Origin of the sequence: Arthrobacter sp. 2762 (assembly GCF_040548745.1) — a bacterium.
In the GTDB taxonomy this organism is placed as follows: Bacteria; Actinomycetota; Actinomycetes; order Actinomycetales; family Micrococcaceae; genus Arthrobacter.
On the sequence record NZ_JBEPSI010000016.1, the window covers coordinates 13,641 to 30,328 of the forward strand.

At 62.5% G+C, this 16,688-nt stretch carries 15 protein-coding genes; 6 read left to right on the forward strand and 9 right to left on the reverse strand.

Annotation, left to right across the window (positions count from 1 at the left end; all coding sequences use genetic code 11):
- Nucleotides 1–121 precede the first annotated feature (121 nt).
- Nucleotides 122–979, reverse strand: coding sequence for a diacylglycerol/lipid kinase family protein (locus ABIE18_RS21045; RefSeq protein ID WP_499724456.1), 858 nt, complete (start codon nucleotides 977–979; stop codon nucleotides 122–124).
- A 42-nt stretch (nucleotides 980–1,021) separates the two neighbouring features.
- Nucleotides 1,022–1,351 (reverse strand): hypothetical protein, encoded by a 330-nt coding sequence (locus tag ABIE18_RS21050; protein ID WP_499724457.1) that lies wholly within the window; start codon nucleotides 1,349–1,351, stop codon nucleotides 1,022–1,024.
- Between the two features lie 327 nt (nucleotides 1,352–1,678).
- Between ABIE18_RS21050 and ABIE18_RS21055 the strand changes: the two genes are divergently transcribed.
- Both ABIE18_RS21055 and ABIE18_RS21060 read left to right on the forward strand, forming a co-directional pair.
- Nucleotides 1,679–2,083 (forward strand): DUF1003 domain-containing protein, encoded by a 405-nt coding sequence (locus ABIE18_RS21055; protein ID WP_499724458.1) that lies wholly within the window; start codon nucleotides 1,679–1,681, stop codon nucleotides 2,081–2,083.
- Nucleotides 2,084–2,422: 339 nt separating this feature from the next.
- The gene (locus ABIE18_RS21060) at nucleotides 2,423–3,919 is read left to right on the forward strand and encodes an MGDG synthase family glycosyltransferase (RefSeq protein ID WP_499724459.1); all 1,497 of its coding nucleotides are present in this window, start codon (nucleotides 2,423–2,425) and stop codon (nucleotides 3,917–3,919) included.
- Here ABIE18_RS21060 and ABIE18_RS21065 read toward each other — a convergent pair.
- Nucleotides 3,907–6,006, reverse strand: a complete 2,100-nt coding sequence (locus ABIE18_RS21065; RefSeq protein ID WP_499724485.1) for a beta-glucosidase — start codon at nucleotides 6,004–6,006, stop codon at nucleotides 3,907–3,909. The genes ABIE18_RS21060 and ABIE18_RS21065 overlap by 13 nt on opposite strands.
- Here ABIE18_RS21065 and ABIE18_RS21070 point away from each other — a divergent pair.
- Both ABIE18_RS21070 and ABIE18_RS21075 read left to right on the forward strand, forming a co-directional pair.
- A complete protein-coding gene (locus ABIE18_RS21070) occupies nucleotides 5,942–6,169 on the forward strand; it encodes a hypothetical protein (protein WP_499724488.1) in 228 nt (75 codons plus the stop codon). The genes ABIE18_RS21065 and ABIE18_RS21070 overlap by 65 nt on opposite strands.
- Before the next feature lie 501 nt (nucleotides 6,170–6,670).
- The gene (locus ABIE18_RS21075; RefSeq protein WP_499724460.1) at nucleotides 6,671–7,267 is read left to right on the forward strand and encodes a dihydrofolate reductase family protein; all 597 of its coding nucleotides are present in this window, start codon (nucleotides 6,671–6,673) and stop codon (nucleotides 7,265–7,267) included.
- A 144-nt stretch (nucleotides 7,268–7,411) separates the two neighbouring features.
- Here the strand turns inward: ABIE18_RS21075 and ABIE18_RS21080 are convergent, their stop codons facing one another.
- The gene (locus ABIE18_RS21080; protein WP_499724461.1) at nucleotides 7,412–8,596 is read right to left on the reverse strand and encodes a cation:proton antiporter; all 1,185 of its coding nucleotides are present in this window, start codon (nucleotides 8,594–8,596) and stop codon (nucleotides 7,412–7,414) included.
- A gap of 471 nt (nucleotides 8,597–9,067) precedes the next feature.
- Here ABIE18_RS21080 and ABIE18_RS21085 point away from each other — a divergent pair, with 471 nt between their 5' ends.
- Both ABIE18_RS21085 and ABIE18_RS21090 read left to right on the forward strand, forming a co-directional pair.
- Nucleotides 9,068–10,765 (forward strand): amidohydrolase, encoded by a 1,698-nt coding sequence (locus ABIE18_RS21085; protein WP_499724462.1) that lies wholly within the window; start codon nucleotides 9,068–9,070, stop codon nucleotides 10,763–10,765.
- Nucleotides 10,766–10,875: 110 nt separating this feature from the next.
- On the forward strand, nucleotides 10,876–12,069 hold the full coding sequence (locus tag ABIE18_RS21090; RefSeq protein ID WP_499724463.1) for an MFS transporter: 1,194 nt from the start codon (nucleotides 10,876–10,878) through the stop codon (nucleotides 12,067–12,069).
- Nucleotides 12,070–12,234: 165 nt separating this feature from the next.
- Here ABIE18_RS21090 and ABIE18_RS21095 read toward each other — a convergent pair whose 3' ends face one another.
- From ABIE18_RS21095 to ABIE18_RS21115, 5 genes are all read right to left on the reverse strand, one after another.
- Nucleotides 12,235–12,693, reverse strand: a complete 459-nt coding sequence (locus ABIE18_RS21095; protein ID WP_499724464.1) for a hypothetical protein — start codon at nucleotides 12,691–12,693, stop codon at nucleotides 12,235–12,237.
- Nucleotides 12,694–12,737: 44 nt separating this feature from the next.
- Nucleotides 12,738–13,160 (reverse strand): DUF3592 domain-containing protein, encoded by a 423-nt coding sequence (locus ABIE18_RS21100; protein WP_499724486.1) that lies wholly within the window; start codon nucleotides 13,158–13,160, stop codon nucleotides 12,738–12,740.
- A gap of 146 nt (nucleotides 13,161–13,306) precedes the next feature.
- Nucleotides 13,307–13,900 (reverse strand): recombinase family protein, encoded by a 594-nt coding sequence (locus ABIE18_RS21105; RefSeq protein ID WP_499724465.1) that lies wholly within the window; start codon nucleotides 13,898–13,900, stop codon nucleotides 13,307–13,309.
- A gap of 586 nt (nucleotides 13,901–14,486) precedes the next feature.
- Nucleotides 14,487–14,906: a hypothetical protein gene (locus ABIE18_RS21110; RefSeq protein ID WP_499724466.1), complete on the reverse strand. Its 420-nt coding sequence runs from the start codon at nucleotides 14,904–14,906 to the stop codon at nucleotides 14,487–14,489.
- A 623-nt stretch (nucleotides 14,907–15,529) separates the two neighbouring features.
- On the reverse strand, nucleotides 15,530–16,267 hold the full coding sequence (locus ABIE18_RS21115) for a GAF and ANTAR domain-containing protein (protein WP_499724467.1): 738 nt from the start codon (nucleotides 16,265–16,267) through the stop codon (nucleotides 15,530–15,532).
- Nucleotides 16,268–16,688: the final 421 nt, after the last annotated feature.

The window sequence follows — 16,688 nt, forward strand, 5'->3', positions numbered from 1 at the left end:
TTCGGGACGGTTGTGCGGGCCGGTGGGAAATGACTTACCAGCATTAGTGTTTCCTCTCGTGCATGTTGCTCCTGCCCCGGGCCGCTGCTTGCAGCGTTGCCGCGACGGTGCGGCCCGTGGTCTACCCGAGCATGGCCAAGGCCTGGTGTTGGGCTTCGACCAGGACGGACGTGTAGGCGCTGATCTGCATGACTTCACCGTCGATCTGAAGTGGAATTGGATCGAGCGTGATGAATTCATAGCGGTTGAGGCTTTGTTGCACGCCAAGCCCGATGGTAACCGCCCGAAGAGTCATCAACGCCATGCGCCATTTGCTGGCATGAGGAAGCATGATGACCTCGAACAATCCGTCGTTGGGTTCCCCTGTTTCACTGACCTTGCCGTATTTGGCCATGTAGGGGATGTTGGCCAGCACCAGACTGTCGAACTTGGCGCGGGCACCGTCCGCACGCGCAATCTCCAAGGGTGTGAGGCTTGACAGGGTGCGGGCGACGGACACGAGTTCAGACAGTGCTCCCTTCGTACCTGCTGCTATGCCGATGGCCATGGCCGGCGTCAGCCCGAATCCGATGTACGAGTGGGCGTACCGCGTCCAAGCATCGGCCCCTTCCCCTACCTGCAGCCGCAGGAGATCGATTCGGCGGACTTCGCCGGCGACGATGGCCTCGATCAGCGGCATCTGGCGGGTGCTGCGCCGGTGATCATTGGCGTTGCCCCCGGCCATAACCGCACAAACGGCATTGCCCCCGGCATCCATCACACCGTTGATCACCTCGTTGTACCCGCCGTCGCCACTGACCGAGACAATCAACGGCCGACCAGCAGAGGCCATTTCGCGTGCCATTTCCCTGCCGTGCCCGGCGAAGCCGGTCGGCCTCAGGCTGACCGGCATCGCCGGCAGCCTGCGAGCCAACGCCTCGCACAACTGGCCGGCCAAGACGCCAGAATCACGGCTGCTGGCCGGATTGAATATGATCACGACCCGGTCAAACCGCGCCGGAGGAGACCCAGACACTGCTCTTCACCGCCTAGTTTCTGGCACGTGACAAACCTGCGGCCGGTGGCCTGCCCCGGGGGTGATCTCAACAAAGATGTACTTGATTGTCGGGATCCAGGAGTGCAGCGGCAGCATCTTCGCGCCTTCGATGTCGATTTCCCGTTGCCGTGAATGCACGGTGCCTTTGACGATGACACTCCAAGCCGCATCAGTATGCTCCGGATAATTGATAGGGAAGATCTCCGGCTGGACTCCGACGTTAGCCGCCAAACGGCCAAGCTTGGATGCGCCGAACAGATCCCACGACTCGGCCGCGTCCTGTAGGAGGACCGGCATCTCCTCGTCAGCAGCCACCACGTCTCCGTTCTCCCCCACAGTCATGGCCCATGACCTGCCCGCTTGAACGATGCGATCCAATTCATTCTCTCCCCGTCCAGCCGACCACGGAAGAAGGCTGGCCCGATGCGACCCCAAGTCACGTTGAGGAGGATGCGAGTCTTCGCTGCCCATCAAAATGCCGGCGCATGGGCGGCCGGCATCTTGTGCACCCTGGCGCCGGCGCGTTCGTCGATGAGAAGGAACCACTCTTGGGCTGTCAGGTGCCTACCTGCTGGCGGGCAGCCTGATAGCCATCGCTTTCGTCGAGCATCCATTTGCCTGGGCCGGGGCTTAGGGTGGGACATGACCGACGAACAAAAGACTTGGCACGACAGACACAAGGCTTCCCTTACCAAGGGGCAGCGCGCTGCGGACATCATGCGGAACGGGATGGGAAGCTGGCCGTTCGTGGGAAGCTTCATCGTCTTCATGATGATCTGGGCAGGCATCAACACCTGGGCACTGGTGACGAAAGCCTGGGACCCCTACCCCTACATACTCCTGAACCTCCTGCTTTCAATGCTGGCAGGACTTCAGGGCGCCATCCTTCTGATCGCCGCCAAACGACAGGACGCCATCGCGGCCGCCATGGCCCAGCACGATTACGACACCAACCTGAAAGCAAAGGAAGAGATCGAACTCCTGATCACCATCAACCGTGAGCAGCTTGCGATCCTGCGGGAACTCACGAATATCAGGGGTTCCTGAAGGAGGAAACCTTCCTGGACCGCAGTGCAGGAGTTTGAGAACCCGATCCCCCTGATCCGGACCTGCGGCGGCGGCCAGCCCAAGCGCGGGCTAATTCCCAGCTTGAAAAGGCGTTTGCCCTCGTACAACAAATCCTTCCCTTGGGGCAGGCAGGCAATGTCCCGGGTGCATCAGGATGCCAGCCTCTTTTACCCAGCCCTGTTTCCGTGCAGCTGCTGCGGCTGTGTCCCACGGGCCGGCGTACAGTTTAGCCGTCGCTGACGAGATGCAGGATCAGGTTGCCAGCAGAGCACGGCTACCCTTCGCCTTATGGGCAGTGCAGCCTGCTAGCCTCTCCTCATGCGCACAACGTCGGCACGAACCAAAGCCACCGCCAGCGGACAGCGTGTGTTGATCCTGTCTGCAGGCGTGGGATCGGGGCACAACAGCGCAGCCGCGGCGGTACAGCAGGCATGTGCCGCGCGTGCTGACATCGCCGAGGTGCAGGTGCTGGACGTGCTGCAGGTGAGTAGCGTGCTCTACCGCGCGCTGCTGGGGAAGGGTTACTTCGTCCTGGTGGAGGACTTGCCCTGGCTGGTCGAGTGGGGCTACGACATCAGCAACCCGCCGTTCCGGCGCCGTGGGCCAATCGACCCGTGGACCCGGGTGAACGCCAGTCCGGTCATCAGTGCTATCAAGCGGTTCCGACCGACCGCGATCGTGTGCACGCACTTCCTGCCAGCCCAGCTGTTGGCCTCACTGCTCCTTCGCGGTTTGATCGACGCGAAGACGGCCGTCGTTACGACGGACTACGACTTCCAGGGCTTATCGCTCTCGGGCGCGTTCCACATGATCTTTGTGGCCAGGGAGGAGGGAAGGGTGGAGCTGATGGCGCTCGGTCTTCCTCCCGACCGCGTTGGGGCCACCGGAATCCCGATCACCAAACAGTCAGATATTGCCCCCGTACGCGATACCAGCAAGCCACCGATGCTGCTGATCTCGGCGGGCGCCACCGGCGGCGACTACGCTGTCGCGGTGGTGCGTCAGACGCTGCATATGCGCTCGGCGTTCACGGCCACGGTCGTGTGCGGACACAACGATTCGCTGCGGCAGCGCATCGAGGCGCTGGTTGCGTCAGCTGGTGACCGCTACCAAGTGCTCGGCTTCACATCGGAAATGCCACAACTGCTGCGCCGCGCGGACCTGTTCGTCGGCAAGCCGGGCGGGCTTTCGGCGTCGGAGTGCATGGCTGCCGGGCTGCCCATGGTACTTGTGAACCCCATCCCGGGCCAGGAGGTACGCAATGGCGATTACCTCATGGAGCAGGGGGCGGCCGTCCGCTGCAACGCAGCCGCGACGATCGGCTGGAAGATCGATGAGGTGCTGCGCGAGCCCGGCCGCTTACAGCGGATGCAGGCGGCCGCGCGGAGAACCGGACGCCCTGACGCCGCGGCGGATGTAATGAACAGCCTGCTGGGCGGGCCGTCCCGTCCGCTGGTCGTGACCCGCGGGGCGCAAAAGACAGTTCTTGCCGCCAGCGAGCAGCGCTTCGTCGCGACCGATCTCACGGGACCCTCCTCGTTGGTCCGCCTCGTCGACCGGGCTTCGGGCAGCACGGTCGCACTGCTGCAAGCCGAGGAGCTTGCGGATCTGCAGAAGCGGTATGCGACTCCGAACGGGGACTTGGTGCTGCGGCCCGGCAAGGCGTCCCTGTTGCTCCATTGGGAGGAACGTCGGCTGCTCCGCGCCATGCTGCGGGGCGACGACGCGCTGCCCGTCAGCATCGAAGGGCCGTTGGCACCCTTTCGCGACCTCCCAGGTGATCCGCGAGACCCCTATCGGCATCAGGCAGGCTGACCGTCCGAGATGTCTTCCTCGTCGATCGGCCCCATCGGGCGTCGCAACGGGACCGCGTTCGCCCAGCTGACCGGGCTGTGTTGGCTGGCGAGCAGGGTCCAGTCCCCCACGCGGGGAGACCAGCGCCGTGTTGCCGGATCGCGCTGCATGGCGGGGCCCGCATCCAGGGCGACCCGCACTATCGTCTCCGCGCCCGGCCCCAGCGTCACCTTACGGAAGCCCAGTAACTGAGCCACAGGTCTGCGGATGGACACATCCGCAGCGTAGACCTGAACAACGGTCGAGCCCTCGCGGTCTCCTTTGTTCGTTACGAGCACGTCCGCGTTGCCGCCTGTGTCGTCGAATCCGTGGTCGAGAAGCCTGTGTTCGATCGTCGTGTAGCCCAAGCCGAATCCGAACGGAAACGCGGGGATATGTCCTTCGCCGTCCAACCGGCGCTGACCCCATTTATCGTCATAGACAACGGACTTTGCCGCGGGGTCGAACAATGGCAGATGCGCGGCCTCCGTAGGCAGCACAAACGGCAGCCGCCCGCCGGGCTCCTCACTGCCGGTCAGCACGCCCGCGAGCGCGCGACCGCCTTCCATGCCGCCATACCAGGCGAGGAGGAGCGCTGGCACGCGGCCCCGCCATGTCTCCGTGAGGATGGCGCTGCCGCTGATCAGCACGACGACGGTCCGGGGGTTCGCGGCGACGACCGCGTGGATGAGCCGCTCATCAGAGGGGCGCAGGCTGAGCGAGCTGCGGTCGCCACCCCGGACGAAGCGCGAGGCCAGGTGTGCCAGGCCGACGAGCACACGACGGAGGGGACCTGAGCCAAAGGTCCGGCCGAGCACGCCCACGTCGACGCCTCCGGTGACGACGGACTCGCCCTCGTCGTGCTGGTCCAGGCCGACGACGACGATCGCCGTCTCCGCCGCGGCTGCCATCGCGGCCGCGGCGCGCTCGTTCCGACCGCTGGCGGTGGTGATCCGCACCCCGGGAAACGCCTCGCGCAGCCCCTGCAGCGGTGACACAGTGGAAGGAGGCCGGACGCGTGAGGAGCCATGATCGCCAAGGTTCGGTCGCGCCGCGAGCCGTCCGATCACCGTGAGATGTCGGGTAGTGGGACTCAACGGCAGTAGCGGCGCCTCGCCGACGGTTTCGTTCTTCAGCAGGACGATCGACTCTGCGGCTACTTGGTGGGCAAGCGCCCGGTGTGCCGGAGAGGCGATGAGGGCGCGGGTTGGGGCCGGTAACTCCCGGGTCGCGGCATGCAGCACGCAAGTGCGCAGGATGCGGCGCGCAGACTGCAGCACTGTCGCGCGGGCCAGGTCACCGTTCCGCAGCGCGGCCGGCAGTTCGCGGGCGCGCAGCAGCCGCAGCGGCATCTCCACGTCCATTCCCGCCTCCAGGCTGACGACCGCGTCGTGGGTGCCAAACACCCAGTCGCTCGTCACGAACCCGGAGAAATTCCACTCATGCCTCAACACGGTCGTGAGCAGGGCACGATTGACGTCCATGTATTCGCCTCGCACGCGGTTGTAGGAACTCATAACGGAGTCCGCGCCGGCTTCCACAACGGCCTTGAAATGCGGCAAGTAGACCTCGTGCAAGGCGTGTTCGTCCACCGCCACGTCGACTTCGAAGCGCTCGTTCTCCATCGAGTTGAGCGCGAAGTGCTTCACGCACGCCATGACGTGCATACGTACGCCTCGCGTGAGGGCTGATCCCATCCGGCCAGTTAGCACCGGATCCTCCCCGTAGCACTCCTGCGCCCGGCCCCACCCAGGGTGGCGAAGCAGATTTACGCAGACTGAGGCCGAGTAGTTCGCTCCCCGTGCCCTGGTTTCCAAACCGATAGCGATCCCGACACGTTCCTCCAACGATGGATCCCAGGTCGCTGCCCGCGCAATCGTCACGGGGAAAGCCGTGGAGGCGCCGATCACGACGCCACGGCCACCATCGCTGAACCGAATGCCTGGTATGCCGAGCCGCGAGACCGCCCCCGCTACGAACGGGCGCCTACCGAGCAATACCGGGATGAACGGGAGCAGCAACCTGGGCGAGTCGCCGTCGAGCAGCCCGAGGATCTCCCCATCCGTCATCCGGTCGATCAGCTGGTTCGCAGCTTCATCCGCGTTGATCTCACCCGCCCGGACTGCCCGGACTGCCTCGCCGTACGCGCTGCCCTCCGCCGTCATCGTCTCCGATGAAGCCGGCTCTTGCGTCAGCACTGGTCGTCGTCCCGCAGTCCTCTTCATGCACTAAAGTCTGCACCCTCCGCCCGTGCGCCCGCGCAATCCGGGGAATTGCCGTGTGACGTACGGTGCGGCGTAAATGGGCGTGGAGCGGCAATATCCGGTCCGTAAGGTCAGAAGTGACTTCGCGAATAAATGTCGCGGTCATTGAAGACAGAGACCGCAAGAGAACCTCCTCCCTCAACGAAGTCATGGCCGGGAGCAACGGAAAGGACATAACCCGCCTCAGCTGCTCATCGGACACAAAAGAGAGCCTGGGAGAAGCCAAGCCACTACTCAGGCGAAATACGCGCCACCTCCGACCGGACCTGCCACACTGAAAATGAGCGGAGATCCTGCCAACGAAGGCGACATCTGATGTACACAAAGCGCCTTGCGGCTCAAGTCCGGCGCGGCGAAAGCCACACTCGAAACGAGGTTTCGCGAATACTGGGGAACGTGTCCAGCTGACGATGGCTCGCTCGTCACCCTGCTGAAGCCGGCACATCCCGGTCAGAAGGAGAAGAACGCAATGTCCACAATCACTGTTTTCGAAAGCATCACCCTCGACGGCGTCATGCAGGGACCCGGCCGCACCGATGAAGACACCCGAGACGCGTTCACCCACGGCGGGTGGGCCGATGGATACCAGGACGAGGTATCAATGAAGTACGCCAGCGAGGGCATGAGCGCTGGGGGTGGCCTCCTGTTTGGCCACCGCACCTACGACGACGTCCTCGGATACTGGACCTCCATGGGGCCCAACCCATTCGTCGACGTACTGGTGGGCTCAGAAAAGTTCGTCGTCTCACACAACCCTGACGTCAAGCTGACGTACCCCAACAGCGAACTCCTCGTCGGAGATGCAGTTTCGACCGTAGCCGCGTTCAAGAACCACTACCCCCGCGACCTCATGATCATGGGCAGCGGTAAATTAGTGCGCCAGCTACACGGCGCAGGCCTGATCGATCGATACACACTTCTTATTCACCCCATCGTGCTCGGATCAGGAACCCGCCTCTTCCCGGAGGGACCCCGTACCGACCTAAAGTTGGAACGCAGCATCCCCACCACCACCGGCGTGATCATTGCCGAATACAGCGTCACGCCCCCGAAGGAACAGAACTAAACAGCCGTGGCATGATTTGACGACGAAACAGGGTGGCCCACTTGATGATGCCCTGGTACTCAATCCGCACCAGACGTACGATCGCCTCACGCTACGGCACAGCGCGGAACTCAGGACAAGCGGAAGTTGCCCAGCCCAGGCGAACTACGCAGCCAAGCTCGGGCCGCCCCCGGATGCGTTGCCCGCCGGCGCCTGGCCGGGCTGCGTCAACGTGCGGGCGGCCCGTGAGCCTGCGGCGGTGCTCGCCCCGATGGTGATGAGGGCCCCGAAGATCATGGCCGCGGCTTCCCCCGCCGCCAACAAATGCAATTGGGAGCCGATCGTAGCGGCGGCAACCGGAACTCCCAACTGGGACGCTGCAAGCACCGCAAGCGGCAGAGGCTGGCCCAGTAGCCGCAGGCTTCCATGGACCAGCAGGGCACCCAGACCAAGGCAGATCCCGAGGAGAAGCATTCTGGGGCTTCCGGCAAGGGCGCGCAGATCCAGCGATGCGCCCAGCCAGACGAAGAACACTGGCCCCAGAAAGCCATCGCTGACGGCGAATAGCTGATGAGCCAATCGCCGGGGTTCGCCCACCGCTGCGACCACCAGGCCGAAGGAGAACCCGGCCAGCATGATGGACACATGACCCGCCACAGCAAGTCCGGAGAGCGCGAACAGCACGGCAAGTTGGATCCTCAGCTCCAGGGCGAACTTCCGGTCCTCGGACACGTCATGCACCCGTCCGCGCGTGCCGTTGCGCTCCAGCCAGCGAAGCACGAAGAACAAAACCGCAGCGCACGCCGCAACGACGGCTGCCCCGGCAGCTGCCCTCGTCGCATTGGATGGGTCGACAGCAAGCGGAAGCGCAACAATGCAGGCGATGTCCGCCACCGCCACTTGCGCCGTCGTCGTCAAAACCTTTGGTCCCCTCAGCCGCAGCGAATCGACGATCGGCAGGACCAAGGCTGCCGACGAGGACGCGAGCAGAACGATGTAAAGGGGAGCATGTCCGGTGCCGAAGGCAAAGGCAATGCCGCTTCCGACGACGGCCGCCAACACTGCGGCGATGCCGGCACGCAGCGCACCCGCGCCCAGTGCCGGGCGGATGGCTTCGTCCCGCACTGGGACATGCGTTCCGGCGACGAACATGACGAGGGCAAACCCGACGTCGGCCACAAAGGTGAACGTGGCCTCCGAGGAGTCCACCAGACCCAAACCTGTGCGCCCGATGGCGATACCAGCCAGTAACTGCCCTAGCACCACAGGAAAATGCCATTTCCGGGGAAGCGCCAGCAGCGGTCCTAGTAGCGCGACCGCGGCGATCAGCGAAAGCTGAAAGAACGACACCTTTCCTCCTTCCACCGGCATGCGGTTGGCTTGCAACGATGAGTGCCAGAGGGGCCCCGGCTTCTCTCGTTCACTGTCTCGCAGCTTTCGGGTTGAATGGAAGGATTGGTGATCGTAGGTCACGGTGCCTGGCTGCCTGCACGCTGGTGTCATGGTTGGGAATGCATTTGCAGTGGGTACTGGCTGGCATTTCTTATGAGACGACCCACGGACATACACCCCCTGTCTGAGGTGGACGAGGTGTTCCAAGGGGCTTGCGATTGATTGTTCGAGATGGTGGTTGTCGATGGCCGTGTCTGTGCAGTTGATATAGCCACGGCAGGGTTCAGGACTGCCGTTGCTTTTTAGGGGTATGCAGCCTTTCAATAGGGGCTTGCAGGAATCTGCAAGAGCCATGCACGGAGAGTCAAAATCAAAGGAACGCCCCCCGTCTAGTGTTGTGCCAACGACTCAGCGTTAGGGACTGATGCCATGAACAACCAGGCTGATCTTCTATTGATCAATGGGGTTATCGACACACTCGACCAAGCACATCCGCGGGCTGGCGCAATGGCAGTGAAAGCCGGCAAGGTGCACTCCTTCGGTTTGGCTGCCGAGGCCGTCGTCGGACCTCAGACCACCGTCGTCGACCTTGACGGCGGCTACGTGATGCCTGGCCTGCTGGATGTTCACAACCACCACATGCTTGCCGGCCAGATGGATTTGTTTGAACTCAACGAGCCCCCCACCAAGACACTCGAAGAGCTCCTGATCGCCGTCGCCGATCAGGCGAACCGGTTGGCGCAGGAAGAGTGGGTTATCGGCGGAAGCTGGGGTTCGGGACTCTTGAACGAACTGAATTCCGCGGATGCGCTGGCACGCTTTGATGCCGCCACCGGTGGACGGCCTGCCCTGCTCAAAGACGACAGCAAGCACAACCGGTGGGCAAACTCCCGGGCGCTGGAACTGTCTGGCATTGATGAAGGCACGCCGGATCCTGAAGGCGGCAGCATTATGCGGGACCAGTCGGGACGCGCGACAGGTGTGCTGATCGAAGCCGGGGGCATCCTGGTAGAGCAGACACTCGCCCGCCTACAGCCAATGTCCACAAACGATTTGGCCAGAGCTGCCGAACGAGGAATCGAGATCCTCCACTCCTACGGCGTGACAGGGTTCCAGGACGCCGCAGCATCACTGCAACTGATGCGGGCGCTGAAGGAACTCGATGTCGCCGGGAACCTGCACGCTTGGGTTGTTACCTCCATGCAGGCCAACGACTTCATCTTCGGCACCACTCCCCTGGGTGAGGGCATCATTGCACACCGGGCCGAGTTGCGGTCCGAACATCACCGTCCTGACTTCATCAAAATCTTCCTGGACGGCGTACCCCCGGCAGGCACGGCGGCCTTCATTGAACCGTACCTTTCAGGCGTCGGCTTCCCGGAGTGCCACTGCGGCGGCACCACCATGGCCCCTGCAGAACTCGAGCGGTGGCTGATGAGCACAGCTGAACGAGGCATCTCCGCCAAAATCCACTGCACAGGAGACGCCTCTGTCCGACTCGTGCTGGACACCGTAGCCAAAGTCCGTGCCGCCGGACACCTGGAACCGAAGTACCACATCGCCCACGGCCAGTTCATTCATGAACAGGACATCCCCCGTTTCGCCGAACTCGACGTCACAGCCGACATCTCCCCCTCCCTGTGGTTTCCCGGGGTCATCGCCGAAGCTATCGCCACAGTTCTTCCCGCCGAGAGGGCCTCAAAGATGCAGCCCAACCGGTCCCTGCTCGACACCGGCGCCCGGGTCGCCGGCGGATCGGACTGGCCGGTCAGCGTATCCCCGAACGCCTGGGAGGGAATTTACGGGCTCGTGACACGGAAGGACCCCACCGGGCAATTCCCGGGAACACTCTGGCCCGAACAGGCCATCACCCTGCCAGAGGCCATCAGCGCCTACACCACCGGTTGTGCCGAAGCTATGGGCGTGGACGACGTCACGGGAAGCCTGGCCCCTGGAAAGTCAGCAGATTTCATCGTCCTGAGCGACAATCCGTACGAAATCGACATCGAGGACGTTTCGCACATCACCACGCGGCAGACCTGGTTCGCCGGCCGCAAAGTCTTCGACGCAACGCGTTCGGAACCCGCCACTGGCGCGTCCAGGCCACTGTCCCGGCAACAGGGCTGACCGCTTCACCTGTTCCAACGCTGAGGCTTGCGGATCCGCAGGCTTCATCACTGTTCTCCCCTCTGACGGCAGCACCCGCGCCGCTTCCTCCTGCCCGAAAGAACATGACCATGACCACTCCAGTAAAAGCCGCTCCGGGGATACTCGCCTCCGACAGAGGAACCTACACCTATATCGCCGTTTTCAGCGCCGTCCTCTATACCGTCCTGTTGATTGCCCCGGTAATTGCCGGCAAACTGATCCAACAGTTCGGTTTAACCCCGGTCCAGGTCGGAACGCTCTTTTCCCTGGAACTTGGCGCCTTCAGCTTGGCGACAGTGCCGGCATATCTGTGGCTCCGCCGGATAAACCTGAGAACAGCCAGCTACATTTTCACGGCCGTCGTCATCGCAGGAAACGTCGTGTCAGGATTTTTGGACGATTTCGGTCTCCTGATCGTCGCCAGGGTGGTGACCAGTCTCGCGGCCGGATCCATCACCGTGATCATTCTGACCCTCAGCGGAAAGACCTCAAACCCCAGCCGCGCGTTCGGAATATTCGTCGTCTTCCAGCTGGCCATGGGCGCACTGATTTTGGCCGTCTTCCCGGCAGTTTTCGCCGGAGCAGGAGTCGCAGCAATTTACTGGACCCTCGCCGGCCTGGCCATGTTGTGCCTCCTCGTGGTCAACCGGATCGACGGGGAAGTGCTGCGGACAGCGTCCCCGGTCGCAGCGTCAGCGGCTAAGCGGGTTCCAATCTTCAGGGCAGCAGCGGGAATGGTCGCAGTCTTGCTGTTTTATGTCGCTCTAAGCGGTGTCTGGTCATTCATCGCCCAGATCTCGGCTGGCTCCGGAATCGATCTTTCCTCCAGCAGCCTCGTCCTTTCCCTAGCCACCGTGGCCGGGATCCTGTCAGCCCTCACCGCGACAGCCCTCGGGGACACCCCCCGACGAAGGATCTACCTCATCACCGGCTACGCAGGCATGGCGGTCAGCATCGGATTACTCTTCGGCTCACCGGCCCTCATCCGCTTCGCCATCGCCGCAGTGATCTTCAAGTTCGCCTGGACCTTCATCTTGCCCTACCTGCTGTCCACACTGTCCGACCTCTCAAACGGCGGACACCTCATGAACACCACCAACCTGATGATCGGCAGCGGCTTCTCCATCGGCCCGATCGTCAGCGGAGCATTGATCCAATCGGGCGCTGGTTCATTCACCGGCATGCTCGTCTTCGCCCTGATCGGCGTTCTGGCATCAGGTGCATTCGTCTTGGTCGCACAAAAACAAACACGCATGAACGTACCCTTCACCTCTGAAGGGTGATGCCTCGCGGAGGGGCGGGCAGCCGACGTCCCTCCCGGTCCCCCCAGGGGACGTATAGCAGTCATCCCACTGGCCAGAATCCCGAGGACGTGTCTCAGATCCGAGCGAATTCAGGACCGTGCGGCAAAGCGGCAGCAGCAGCTGTGGCCGCCCCGCCTGGCCTACCTAGAGACGGAGCGTCACGCCCTCGGCAGTGCAGGCGCCGGCGTTGGCGAAAACTGCGTCGCGGACGGCGTCCTTAGATGCCTGTTCGGGTTTGCCTCCGCGTTCGGCCGCGCCCGAGTGGTCAATGGCCAGGAGGCTCAACGAAGCAAAGAGGCCCCTCAGGTTCCCGGTAACGGTCTTCTTGGCATCCTCGGACTTCAGGTAGATGTCCTCGAAAGCGTTGGAATCGTTGCCCGGGACTGCCTTGTACTCGGCGTAGAGCGTATTGAAGGCCTCGCAGACGTCCTTGACGCTGCCAGGTGCAGCCGCTTCGGAGGCCGAAGACTCCGACGGCGACGCCTGTGTAGTGGCGGTCTCTGGCGAGGGTATGGAAGTAGGGCCGACAGGTGCCGGTGCTGAGGCGCAGCCCGTCAGGCCGGCCAGTCCGGCTATGGCTGCGGCGGCGAGGTTTCTTTTCACTATGGTGCTCCTTAAGGTGCTGACGGGTCGTGGAGGCCTTCGGCTCAGCCCAACGGGAAGATCCCGATGAACCAGAATGAAGCGAGGGCGAAGAACGCGAAGGTCGGAATCAGGCAGCCGATGACCATTTTGGACGGGGCATCGACCTGGAAGGACTGGTTCGGGTCGGCGGGGTTGTAGGCCACCTCCAGGGACGACCCGGGTACCGGCCGGTTGGCGCACGACACCTCGGATTCCCCGACGTACAGGATGCCGCGGGGGTCAAGGAACTGGTAGGCCGGCCAAAAACGGACGCTCCGGGTGGCGTTGCCGCCGCCGCTGGTCCAACCTTGCCGGCTGCCTGTCACCGTGGCCTGGACTTTCGGCCAGATGGCAATCAGCCGCTCCTGGCGCCTGGTTTTCCTCAGGGTACGGATGAAGGCCCAGATGACTGAGGCCACGAAAAGGGCCCAGATGATGTAAAGCACGATCTTCAAGAAGTCCCCCAAGTTGATTAACCCAGCATGTCATAGGCGTTGAGCTGTCCGTTCCTTCTGGCCTCGGCCTGGAGCCCCACGGTTCCGGGCATGAGACACGTCCAGCCCGATGCGTGTCTCGCGGTTTCTACGCTGCTTTAGGCCTGAGGGCGGGCTTGGCTGGTTGCCTGCATTGCCCGGTACAGTGTGGCTCGGCTCCATCCGACGAGTTCGGCGGCTTGCCGTGCTGTTTTGCCTTCGGTGCGGGCATTGGCCGCGATCTTCAGCTTTTCGGCCGTCACCGCTGGATTGTTCGGTGGGCGGCCAAAAACAGTACCGGCGCCCCTCGCTGCGGCGATCCCGGCATTCACTCGCTCCACGATGAGCTCCCGCTCGTACTCGGCCAGCGTGGAGAGCATATTTAGCATCAGCCGGCCGGTGGTTGTGTCCGGGTCAATGCCGTCGGCGATCGAGCGGACCATGATCCCTTTGTCCCGGAGCCCGTTGACGGTGGTCAGGACATCGAGCAGGGACCGGCCGAGCCGGTCGATGCGCCACACCACGATCGTGTCCCCATTTTGGGCGTAGCTCACGAGTTTTTGCATGCCGGGCCGGCTTTTGGCTTCCTTGCTTCCGGAAGTCACATCGGAGTAGATGTCCCGGGCCTGGACCCCCGCGGCGGTGAGGGCGTCACGTTGGAGCTGGTCGTCCTGCCCGGCGGTGCTGATCCGCGTATATCCGAGATATGCCATAACGGCAGTCTGCCTCATAAACCCCTATAAATGTTCCCGAGACACCCTCGTCTATGAGACGACTTACCGAGACACGGCCACATGGCGGAATCGCGGGAGAGCGATCGTCCTCTTCCCGGCCCGTTCGGATGTCTTGAAAAACAATCCTTTGTTGCCCATACATCGGAACGATGCAGTCGATGAGTTACGCAGACTACAGGTCTGCAGGTGGGCCTTTGTCGCCTGGCGGGTCGGCTTCGGCATACTCAGCCGACAATCGCGTGGACCCAACGCTCCACAGGCCCCGCTAGCGCCGATGGGGTGCGTCCTGATCGGCGTAATGACGCTAGGGCAACTCACATGCATGAGTAGATATAGCCCGCAGAACGGACAAGCCAATGGCTGCAATCGGGCACTATAAAGAAAATTTAAGTGTGGACAGTAATGATGGAATTGCTGTATTGCGGTGTGGCTCTGAGTGTGGCTGACGCCCCGGTCAGGGGTTTGTCGTGACATTGATCTGTCTGCCGCGACGCAGTTGCAGTGAACGCGGCAGCCAGAGGCCCGTGGACCGGTGATACGGACTCTTAGTGGTCAACCTTGGACGCTAGTCACGCTCCATCCGGATGGTAACGAGGTAGGTACCCGAATCGTCAGGCGACTCATCGATGCAAAGGGATTCCTTGCTGATGCCTTCCTCCTCCCTCTTGATGCAGCCAGTAAAGCTACCTGAAGGCGATCCCTCTGAGACTCCCTTCATTCCGAAGCGGTTGGCTACGTCTGAGAGGCTGATTTGGTGATCGACTAACCACCCTGCAGTGAGCTTCAGGCAAGACGTGTCGATGGAGAGACAGCCGGGATCAACCTTGGGGTCATCGCGGAACCTCACAACCCAGTCGCTCTCCGGAACATTGTCAACTCGGGTAACCATCGCACTGGCCTTCTCCGCCTGGGAACCTCCGCCTCCGTTGATCTCTTGGGCGAGAGCAGAGCATCCAGCGAAGCCGAGGATGGAGAGCAGAGTCACGGCCATCACAATGCTGCCGAGTATCCACCAGAACTTGCTCCCATTCTTCTTTTGTGGAGGCGGAGTCACCAGCCACTGGGGCTGAGGTGGACCATAGTATGGCTGATGCGGCTGCCGCCCCTGTGGGTGTTGCCTTTGGGGCGGATACGGCTGCCGAGGCTGGTGCGGAGGGGATGGCGGTTGATTCTGCTGGTACGGGTCCATTCCGGAGCCTCTCTGATCGATTACTGCGCACCCCGATGACTCTAAGCCCTTCAGGCTTCACGTCTTCAGATATCGACGTATCGGACGATCTTTGCACTTGCGAACAAGCGAGCCACGCTATCGACTCCTTGCACGCAATGTCTTCCTTTCCCGCGTCCCCGGTGACAGCGTAAAGGACAAAGGCGCCTACGGTGGTTCTCTCGCGGCACTCAAGTCCGTTCGCTTTACCGTGAGCGCTACGCGGACCCTGTCGTGGGATTTGCCCTAGTACCCGACTTCGACCTCGAAGTCAGTTGCTGGCAGACCCGTTAAAGCTGCAGCGGCAGTCCGGACAACTTCGGGAATCTCGCTGTCTCTTTTTACGTAGACCTCAAGCTCAGGTAACTCTGCTACTTGAAGATCCAGTATCGACTGAATTCTCAGTCTTCGAAGTGCAGCGGGGCGTCAATGCTTCCGGCGACGTTGGCGATGATGTCGGCGGCAACCGCGTGGAGTTTCTGATTCCGGTGGCTGGACGCCTGGGTCAGCATTTTGAAGGCTTCGTCTTGGGTGCAGCGGTTCTGGGCCATGATCACTCCGCAAGCCAGATCGATGACGGTCCTGTTGGCCATTGCGGCCTTCAGGTCAGCGTTAAGGTGTTCGGTGCTTTCGATCCGGATGGCCAGGCGCAGCGTGCTGCCAGCCACATCCGCGAACGCGGTGGCTTCGTTGATGACCTCCTGCGTGAAGAGCCCGGCGGTGGGTGCGAAGAAGTTCAGCACCGCCTCGGAAGTTTCTCCCAAGTCCATGGGGACGCCCAAGGCACTGTGGCAATCCGCAAGGGCCAGCGCTTCGCTGTACTTGGGCCACTTGGTGTCTGTTTCCACATCGGCCAGCAGCACCGCATGGCCCACATCAAGTGCTTCAAGGCACGGCCCTTGGCGCAGGTTCTGCTCTATTCGGTCCAGGAGTACTGCCTTCTCGCTGCTGCCCGCAACCGTAGCGGTCCGTTTGCGGCGCCGAAGCGTCAGGGCACAATCGATGGGCTCACCGGCCACAAGGCTCATCGCGTTCGCGGCAAAGAGGGTCACTCCATCAAGGATCCCCTTGATATCAGCAGTGCCGGCAACCAAATCGTGCAGCCCGCGGATGTGCTCGGGGTTTCCTGTAGAGTCCATGAGCCCAATGCTAGGGACGTTCATCGTTCGCGTCATCACGTGCGCCACAGACAGGAAGCATCCGCGCGGGTCTGCGCAGCGACGCAGCCCGGATGCTCTTGTTGGCATGGGAACACCCTTGGAGGGAGAACCTCCCGCCGGCCCTGTCCGGCTGCTAGCCTGTCTTACTTTGATGCCAGGGGTGGTCAGCTCGTGTAGCCGGTTGGTCAGTTGAGCCATGTGAAGGTGCCTGAGCAGGTCACCGTTGGATACCGGAGGGCACAGTCCACCCACGGTGTCTTCCGGGCGTGTGGTCTCGGAATCGTAGAAGGACCGCTCCACATCATTGAGGGTTCGTCGAGTGCCGCGAAGGCGTAGGCGATGGCAAGCAACCGGGGTCCCTGCGGAACCGGACTGGTACGTCATGGACCTCGAGGAGAGC

Coding starts and splice junctions, on each gene's coding strand:
- ABIE18_RS21070 (WP_499724488.1), top strand. CDS start 5,942: ATGAACGGGAGCAGCAACCTGGGCGAGTCGCCGTCGAGCAGCCCGAGG.
- ABIE18_RS21055 (WP_499724458.1), top strand. CDS start 1,679: ATGACCGACGAACAAAAGACTTGGCACGACAGACACAAGGCTTCCCTT.
- ABIE18_RS21115 (WP_499724467.1), bottom strand. CDS start 16,267: ATGGACTCTACAGGAAACCCCGAGCACATCCGCGGGCTGCACGATTTG.
- ABIE18_RS21075 (WP_499724460.1), top strand. CDS start 6,671: ATGTCCACAATCACTGTTTTCGAAAGCATCACCCTCGACGGCGTCATG.
- ABIE18_RS21065 (WP_499724485.1), bottom strand. CDS start 6,006: ATGACGGATGGGGAGATCCTCGGGCTGCTCGACGGCGACTCGCCCAGG.
- ABIE18_RS21105 (WP_499724465.1), bottom strand. CDS start 13,900: ATGGCATATCTCGGATATACGCGGATCAGCACCGCCGGGCAGGACGAC.
- ABIE18_RS21060 (WP_499724459.1), top strand. CDS start 2,423: ATGCGCACAACGTCGGCACGAACCAAAGCCACCGCCAGCGGACAGCGT.
- ABIE18_RS21090 (WP_499724463.1), top strand. CDS start 10,876: ATGACCACTCCAGTAAAAGCCGCTCCGGGGATACTCGCCTCCGACAGA.
- ABIE18_RS21085 (WP_499724462.1), top strand. CDS start 9,068: ATGAACAACCAGGCTGATCTTCTATTGATCAATGGGGTTATCGACACA.